Genomic DNA, 7718 nt, shown 5'->3' with positions numbered 1-7718 from the left:
GTCATGGTTAGTGCTACATCTGCTTGATTCACTGTTTTCTTATCAAAGCTTGCGGTTGTTGGAGTAATGGTTGAGCCTGTAGCTGGTGGATTGACAGGGTCAGCATACAAAGTGCCTCGGCCATTCGTTCCAAGATATACACGTCCGTAAATTCTTGGGTCACCAGTAATCGCCATATTAATCTTGGCGTATTGGTGGGCACCGTCATTAATACGAACCCAAGTTGCGCCAACATCATCAGAACGGAAGACACCCCGCACGCCATCAATCTTCGCTACCGTGTACAGTGCCATGTAAGTTTGACCCGGAGCAGCCATTCCATAACCAATGAGATCAGCTTCTTGTACGTTGCTTAACTTTGTGAAGCTCGCACCAGAGTTCGTGGAGTGCCACAAACCATACTTATTCTCAGTCGTATTTCCTCCAGCAAACCAGAGGTCACCTTCAATACCGGGAACGGCCTTCATACTGATCTGAGCTTCATTCGGCTGTAATCCAGCTACATTATTCGTTGGGAATCCTGAAGCTGAAGTGGCAGTAAATGTAACTCCGCCATCCACACTAACATAGAAGACCCCAGCAAAAAATCCATAAAATTTGCTAGCATTCACTCGGTCAGATGCTACTTTTGCTCCTGCAGGTAATCCTGTGCTAGCTGTCCAAGAATTCCCTGAAGTTTTGGAGTAGTACACACCAATATCCGAGGTGCTCCACAGTATGGAGTTCCCACTTGCAGACACTGCAACTTGTCCATGCCCTACTGTTGTTTTGGTCCCATTTGAAGGTTCGGAATTTGGCATATACCAGTTCACTCCACCATCGTTAGAGATACCAATGGATTTCATACTTGGTGTCTTCTCTTTATCTGCGCTGCCTACCCGTACCATAATAGACGGACTCAACTCAGCATAATCAATGCTCATTGTTGTTGCCCATGAAGGACTGGTCTGGAATTTAGTTGGAGCTACCGACAAATCCTCATGACGGAAACCAGAAACGTCACCAAGTGCAGTGATTAAATGGGAGGTTCCCGTTGGCGGGCTTATCAGTCCGAGCACAGCCGTTTCCTCCACACCCTTTGCCATAACAGAGATATTCACCTTGCCTCCGGTATCCCATGAGGTCAAATTGTTCGAGCCATAAATGGTAGCCCCCGTACCATACATCATCCGGTTAGAGTTGAATGGGTCAATCTCCAGATCGCCCATCATCCAGCCGAGCTTCGGTGAAGGATCAAGCGAGGTCGAAGTCGTTCCATGATCGAGCCAAGGTGCTGCTGTGATATCCATACTGAACTTATAAGTTCGTTCTGGATAATTGCCCCAGTCCCAAATCCGGCTCCATGTTGCACCACCGTTCGTACTGCGGAAAATCACTTCATCAGGCCACCAAGCGTTTAAACTGGATACCATAACTGTGTTAGGATTTTGAGCATCCAAAGCTAAACCACCGAAGCCATACCAATTATCCGTTCCGGTTGAAGGACTGATATTCGTCCAAGCACCGCTTGTTTTATTGTATTTCCAAACCTCACCTTTACTTCCGTCATAAGGACCTACACCATTGCTATAAGTAATATATAGATCGCCTGTAGATGAAAGCACGCCATGATGTGGCAAGTAGCCCGTAGGTTGTCCTGCCAGAGCTGTCCAAGTCACGCCTCCATCTGTACTGCGATAAACGCTGCTTGCTGTGTCGGCAACCCCTACATATATCGTTTGAGTCGCATTGCCAAGTGTTCCTGTGCTTTTATCAAACGTGATCCAGGATAAGCCAACGAGATCATTTCCATAATCCAGTGTCGGATTCTGAATATATGTTCCTACATTCGTAAAAGAGGTTACCTTCGCCCAAGTCACACCGGAGTCCGTACTTTTCCATAGTCCATTACCACTTCTGGCTCCGAAGAATAAAATATTATTCTTATTCGGGTCGATGACGAGGCGTTCACCCGCAGAGCGGCCCGGCATATTGCCACCTACCTTAAAAGGCAGTGGAGTGGTTTGCCAAGTGTTTCCCCGGTCACTAGAGCGCATGATCTGACCGTTATTATCCCAGGAGTTAGTATAAGTGCCTGTTGCCATATAGACTTTGTTTGGATCAATAGGATCTGTAGCAAGGGCATCCACGCCATTCTTATTCCAATCCACCCAGCCTACGGAGTCACTAATTGAAGTCCAACTAGAGGTAGCCTGATTCCAGCGATAGGCACCCCCGATATCTGTTCTGGCATAAATTAAATTGGGTTCAGACTGATTAAAAATAATACCGGGCACAAAGCCCCCGCCTGCTCCCGTTACAACACTTTTCCAGGTATACGGTTCACTTGAAGCTGCATGGGTAGTAGCTGGGAATGCAGAGAATAAAGAGCCTACCATCGCGCCAAGCAGGACTAATAGTCCTGTTTTTCGGATACGGTTACGAATCACGTTTTACGCCTCCTACAATTTTATTGGTTTGCTTTTTCTTTTCTCCTACTCTTAATCCCCCGCTTCACCCCTCCCCCTAAACATGAATTTCTAAAAATACTGATAACGCTTTCATTATAATGTCAATCTTTTTCATTATCGAGAGAAAATGGTTATCTCTTTATGAAGTTTGTCACTAAAAATCGTACCATTTTCACACCATAGCTTACATTTCACAAAAAAACAGACGCCACCTTATAAGATGACATCTGTTTCTCGATGGTTTACTTTATTGATTTGTTGCGCAAAAGCTATTACTACTTAATGCGTAAGCACAAATTCATCCAGCATTTTTCCATCCACATCATAAGCTTGATAAGTTAAACTATCCTTGGTAACACTAATCCCTGCGAACATTTGCTTGTAGTTTTGAAAATGTACCGCATGATAGAACTGATCCTCTTTTTTCTCGTTAAATTTCCTTCCGGAGGCATTGGTCACCACATATACAGTCCCTCGGTAAGCCCCTTTAGGAATCTCGCCTTCTGGAACGATTGTTCCGCCTCGCAACGGGTAGGATCTGGAGTACTCATGATTATGACCCTGCAGTACCAAATCAACCTCATATTTATCAAAAATACCTGTCCAATCTTCTACTTTCTTATACGAATTCCCCCCGTAAGCCGGGCGGTGCATAGTGACTATCTTCCACTTCTTATCTGTTTTCTTTAAATCTTCTTTGAGCCACTCTGTTTGTTTTTTAATATTACTCTCTGTATTCAATACTGTGATATGCACAGGTCCGTAATCGAACGAATACGAGGTGCCTGCAATGGAGCCTTTTGCCCCGTTATCTGGCAGGTTGAAATGTGAAATATAATACTTCGCGTCATCATCCACCTCATCATGATTGCCTGTGACTGGCATTAACGGGATCCCTGAAATCCAGCCCTGAATATTGCTAAAAAACTCATCCCAGCCCGCCGAATCCTCCGGGTTCTCCGTCAGATCCCCGTTATGTACAATAAACTTGGCTTCTGGAAATGTCTGAAAAGCCTTATTCATTGTCTTCCCCCACCGTTTAAAATCCTCCGCAGACTCTCCTTGGGAATCTGTAACGTTGATAAACGTAACACTATCGAGTCCTGTCTCTTCTGTGGTGAATTCTGCAACTGTACTCCATTCCCCCTCAATACCACTGCCCACCCTGTAAGAATATAACGTCCCAGGCTCAAGTCCGGTTACCTCAGCTTTATGAACACCTCTGGTACCCTTATCTGTTTTTATAGAACTGCTATCTGCTTCTACCCTTAATACATCCGAATTTGCAAAAGAGGCGACCTGTCCCTTTACGAACTCCAAAATTCCTGCGGCATTGGAATCATTAGTATACCAAGTAAACGCACGGCTCGTGCCCGCATCTCCCTTAAAGGTGGTGATCAGATCAAACGGGGTTGATGATTTCGCGGAACTCCCGGATTTGGACCACTCCATCCCAACAGCCACCAAGAGTAATACAATCACTAAGATCCCTAGGATGATGGCGAATTTATAGTCTTTCATCACGGTTCCTCCTTAAGTCCACTCTCTAGTCTTCTAACTAAGATAGCCTTCCAGAAAGTCAGAAGTCAAATTCATAGATCCATACTTTTGTTAACGCAGTGTAAAACATTCAGCTAACATTCAGTCTATTTTAAGTTAAACATAAGGTCTGTCTCCTAGAATTAGTTGTGCAAGAAGGTTAGCCAACAACAGAGATAGAGATAGAAACGAGGTGGGAAAATGAGTAACAAGCTGCAATTCCGGCATGAGCTAAAGTTCTTTATTAACTATCATCAATACCTTATATTGCGCCAGCGATTACAGAGCTTGATTGATACAGACCAACACGCCAATGAGAGTGGCGAATATCATATTCGCAGTTTGTATTTTGACGACATCAACAATACAGCGCTTGCCGACAAACTTGGTGGTCTCAGAGAACGCGCCAAATATCGGATTAGAATTTACAACATTCAGGACCATATCATTCACTTTGAGAAAAAAATAAAAATGGACGATTACATCGCCAAAATCAAAGAGCCGCTGACCCGTCAAATGTACGACGAGATCATGGCAGGCAACTATGAGGTCCTAAATGTCCCAGACAGTCCACTGTTCATGGAATTATACAATCAAATGCGCCATAACCTGCTTCGGCCGAAGGTTATCGTGGATTATGTTCGCGAGCCCTATGTTTGCCATAACGGCAATGTACGGATTACGTTCGATAAGGATTTACGTACCGGTCTGCATTCGACGGATATTTTTGATAAAGATCTGCATCCGATTCGGGCAATGGATGAGAACTTCATTATTTTCGAAGTGAAATTCGATGAGTACATTCCGGAATACATTAAAATCGCGCTGCAGTTAGAGGGGCTGAACAGACAGTCCGCTTCAAAATATGTGATCTGCCGCAAATTTCTAAAAACCAACACTTGGGAGGATTATTGATTATGAATGCATCACTTGCATCGCTAGCAGCAACTGCAACCTCAGATACAACCACAAATACTTTTTCAGATATTATTAAAAATTCGGTGATGGACAACTTTGTATCCGATATTAGCATCTCGAAAATGCTCATCACGCTGGGTGTAGCTTTTCTGATCGGCTACTTCATCTATCTGCTCTACAAACGTGTATTTAGCGGAGTATTGTACTCCAAAAGCTTCAATGTCTCCCTAATGGGCATGACCATGATTACAGCCACTGTTATCATTGCCATCAACTCTAACCTTGTGCTGTCCCTCGGTATGGTCGGTGCCTTGTCCATCGTTCGTTTCAGAACGCCGATCAAAGATCCGACAGATCTGATCTTCTTATTCTGGGCCGCTGTCGCAGGGATCGTAACTGGCGCAGGATTCTTCACTTTAGCTATTGTTGGTTCGATCATCATCGGTCTAATTCTATTTCTGTTCATCAAACATTCTGCTATCGAAACACCCTACTTACTGGTCATTAACTGTGATAGTGATGAAAGTGAACGTGAAGTTCACAGCCATATCACCAAATCTGTGAAGCGCTACAACGTGAAGCAAAAAACCGTATCCGCAAACAATATTGAATTGACACTGGAGCTTCGTTTGGATGATAAAGTAGGCGGCTTTGTCAACACTGTCTCCGATCTTAAAGGTGTCAAAAATGCACTCCTGATCAGCTATAGCGGCGACTATGTATCTTAATTATTACAACAAGATGAAGGACGGTGCCACAGATGAAAACCAGAGGTAAATCAATCCTGCTGAGTTTTTGCTGCCTGCTGCTGGTCATCGCCGTAGTTGGTTGCCAGAACACAAGTCCATCTGCAACAAATAACAATGCGTCAGATACGCAGGAGAAGGTGATTTCAAGCGATGAGAAAAGTTTAGACGATCAGATTTTTCCAAAAGACAAGGTCGTCGATGTCAAAATCACTCTGGACCTGGATGATTTTCAGGATATGCTGGATAATGCCAGCGCGGAAGAATATAAAGCCGCATCCGTGGAGTACAATGGCATTAAATTTGATAACGTGGCCGTACGGACCAAAGGAAATCTTAGTCTCAGAAGTGTAGTGCAAATGACAGACTCTGATCGCTACAGCTTCAAAATATCTTTTGATGAGTATGTGAACCAGAATCTGTTTGGCATTACAAAGATCAACCTGAATAATAATTACAGCGATGCTTCTTATATGCGTGAGTTTCTAACCTATGAGCTCGCTGAAAGTGTCGGACTCCCAACACCGAAATATTCCTTCGTCAATGTATATGTCAACGATGAACTAAAGGGCTTCTATCTCGCGGTGGAACAGATCGGTGATGCTTATCTGGAACGCAATTTTGGCAACGCTTATGGAGCACTTTATAAAGGCGTTATGACTGGCCAGGGCAGTGATTTGACTTGGCTTGGCGATGATCCATCGCTATATACCGGACTAGAAATGAAATCGGATAAATCCAACGATGATATTCTCATCGACATGCTGGATGAGCTTAATAACGGCAATGATTATGAAAAATACATCGACGTAGAGGAATCCTTGAAGTATATCGCTCTAAATGCGGTAACGGCTAATATGGACAGCTATTTAGGTGGTAATAAGCAAAATTATTACCTGTATGAAGATGATGGAGTCTTCTCCATACTGCCATGGGATTATAATATGGCCTTTGGGGGTATGGGTAGTGCAGATGTGCTGATTGACGAGCCCACTCAAGGCACATTGGCAGAACGTCCGCTGATTGCGAAGCTGCTTGCTAACGACGAATACAAAGCGAAATATCACGAGATTGTCAGCGAGATGATTAATGGCTATCTAGCAGGCGACACTTTCCAAACTCGGATGGATCAGCTGGACATGATGATTTCCAGCTATGTCAAAGCGGATCCATCTGCTTTCTATACCTTTGAGCAATATGAAGAAGGGATTAAGTCTGTTAAGACCTTCATGTCGAACATGGCAAAAAATATCCAACAGCAGCTCGACGGCACCATCCCTTCCTCCGGTGACGGATCGGGAAGCGGTATGGGTGGTGGTATGGGCGGCGGTGGCTTTGGTGGCGGTGCTAGGAATGGCGCAGCACCGGAAGCCGCTGGTACTAACGGGGACAGTGCTGCTGCTGGAACAGACGCTACTGCACAGAGTGCCGAAAGTGGGCTAGCACCTGCGGATGGGCAGGCTCCCCAAGGTGGCACAGGTGGCGAACCTGGTGCCATGGGCGGACCTGCTATCCCTGAAGGCGGCAATGGTCCTGGCAGTAATTCACAAGCAGCGGCTGGTGGGCAGACCAATCAAGCTGACCAAACCGCTACTAACGGGCAGGCTCCCCAAGGTGGACAAGACAACACCAATGGGCAAGCTGTCCAAGGTGGATTTAACGGAGGTGCAGGCGGTGAGCCAGGTGCCATGGGCGGACCTGGATTCCCTGAAGGCGGCGGCATGGGCGGTGGCGGCTTTGGTGGCGGCATACCTGGAGGTATGGGCGGTGGTGCTGTCCAACAAAAAGGCAGTACGAGTGAAGCCATCACAACTGGCGTCGCAATCCTTCTCTTGCTGCTGACCGCAGTTTTTGTAACCTTTTATAAGCGGAAACGTCTGTAGTTCAGTAAAGTTATCCTTATTATCCAATCATTCATACAAGAAGCCTCCGTCGTTTAATCGCGGAGGCTTCTTGTATGATCCCATATCATTTGTGAGCTCCACACAAAAAAACCGTGAACCGTTTCATACTTCACTACGAAACGGTTCACAGTTATAAGTTCAATCTTCTTTTTCATCCTACT

At 45.1% G+C, this 7718-nt stretch carries 5 protein-coding genes; 3 read left to right on the top strand and 2 right to left on the bottom strand.

Features of this window, described 5'->3' with window-relative positions:
• The coding region (locus CA598_RS02070) for a WD40/YVTN/BNR-like repeat-containing protein (protein ID WP_373455805.1) at positions 1-2378 on the bottom strand (2378 nt) is incomplete at its 3' end.
• Positions 2379-2729: 351 nt separating this feature from the next.
• Positions 2730-3971 (bottom strand): purple acid phosphatase family protein, encoded by a 1242-nt coding sequence (locus CA598_RS02065; protein ID WP_094875152.1) that lies wholly within the window; start codon positions 3969-3971, stop codon positions 2730-2732.
• A gap of 219 nt (positions 3972-4190) precedes the next feature.
• Here CA598_RS02065 and CA598_RS02060 point away from each other — a divergent pair, with 219 nt between their 5' ends.
• From CA598_RS02060 to CA598_RS02050, 3 genes are read left to right on the top strand one after another with little or no spacing between them, the layout of a single operon-like run.
• Positions 4191-4904, top strand: a complete 714-nt coding sequence (locus CA598_RS02060) for a polyphosphate polymerase domain-containing protein (protein ID WP_094874549.1) — start codon at positions 4191-4193, stop codon at positions 4902-4904.
• A 2-nt stretch (positions 4905-4906) separates the two neighbouring features.
• Positions 4907-5635, top strand: a complete 729-nt coding sequence (locus tag CA598_RS02055; protein ID WP_094874550.1) for a DUF4956 domain-containing protein — start codon at positions 4907-4909, stop codon at positions 5633-5635.
• A gap of 32 nt (positions 5636-5667) precedes the next feature.
• Positions 5668-7536, top strand: a complete 1869-nt coding sequence (locus CA598_RS02050; protein WP_094875151.1) for a CotH kinase family protein — start codon at positions 5668-5670, stop codon at positions 7534-7536.
• The last annotated feature ends 182 nt before the right edge of the window (positions 7537-7718 follow it).

The organism is Paenibacillus sp. VTT E-133291, assembly GCF_002264395.1.
GTDB lineage: Bacteria > Bacillota > Bacilli > Paenibacillales > Paenibacillaceae > Paenibacillus_AQ > Paenibacillus_AQ nitricinens.
This window is presented reverse-complemented; position numbering and strand designations above follow the sequence as displayed.

Excerpts from the sequence above, each read along its gene's own strand:
- CA598_RS02065 (WP_094875152.1), bottom strand. The coding sequence starts at position 3,971 with ATGAAAGACTATAAATTCGCCATCATCCTAGGGATCTTAGTGATTGTA.
- CA598_RS02060 (WP_094874549.1), top strand. The coding sequence starts at position 4,191 with ATGAGTAACAAGCTGCAATTCCGGCATGAGCTAAAGTTCTTTATTAAC.
- CA598_RS02055 (WP_094874550.1), top strand. The coding sequence starts at position 4,907 with ATGAATGCATCACTTGCATCGCTAGCAGCAACTGCAACCTCAGATACA.
- CA598_RS02050 (WP_094875151.1), top strand. The coding sequence starts at position 5,668 with ATGAAAACCAGAGGTAAATCAATCCTGCTGAGTTTTTGCTGCCTGCTG.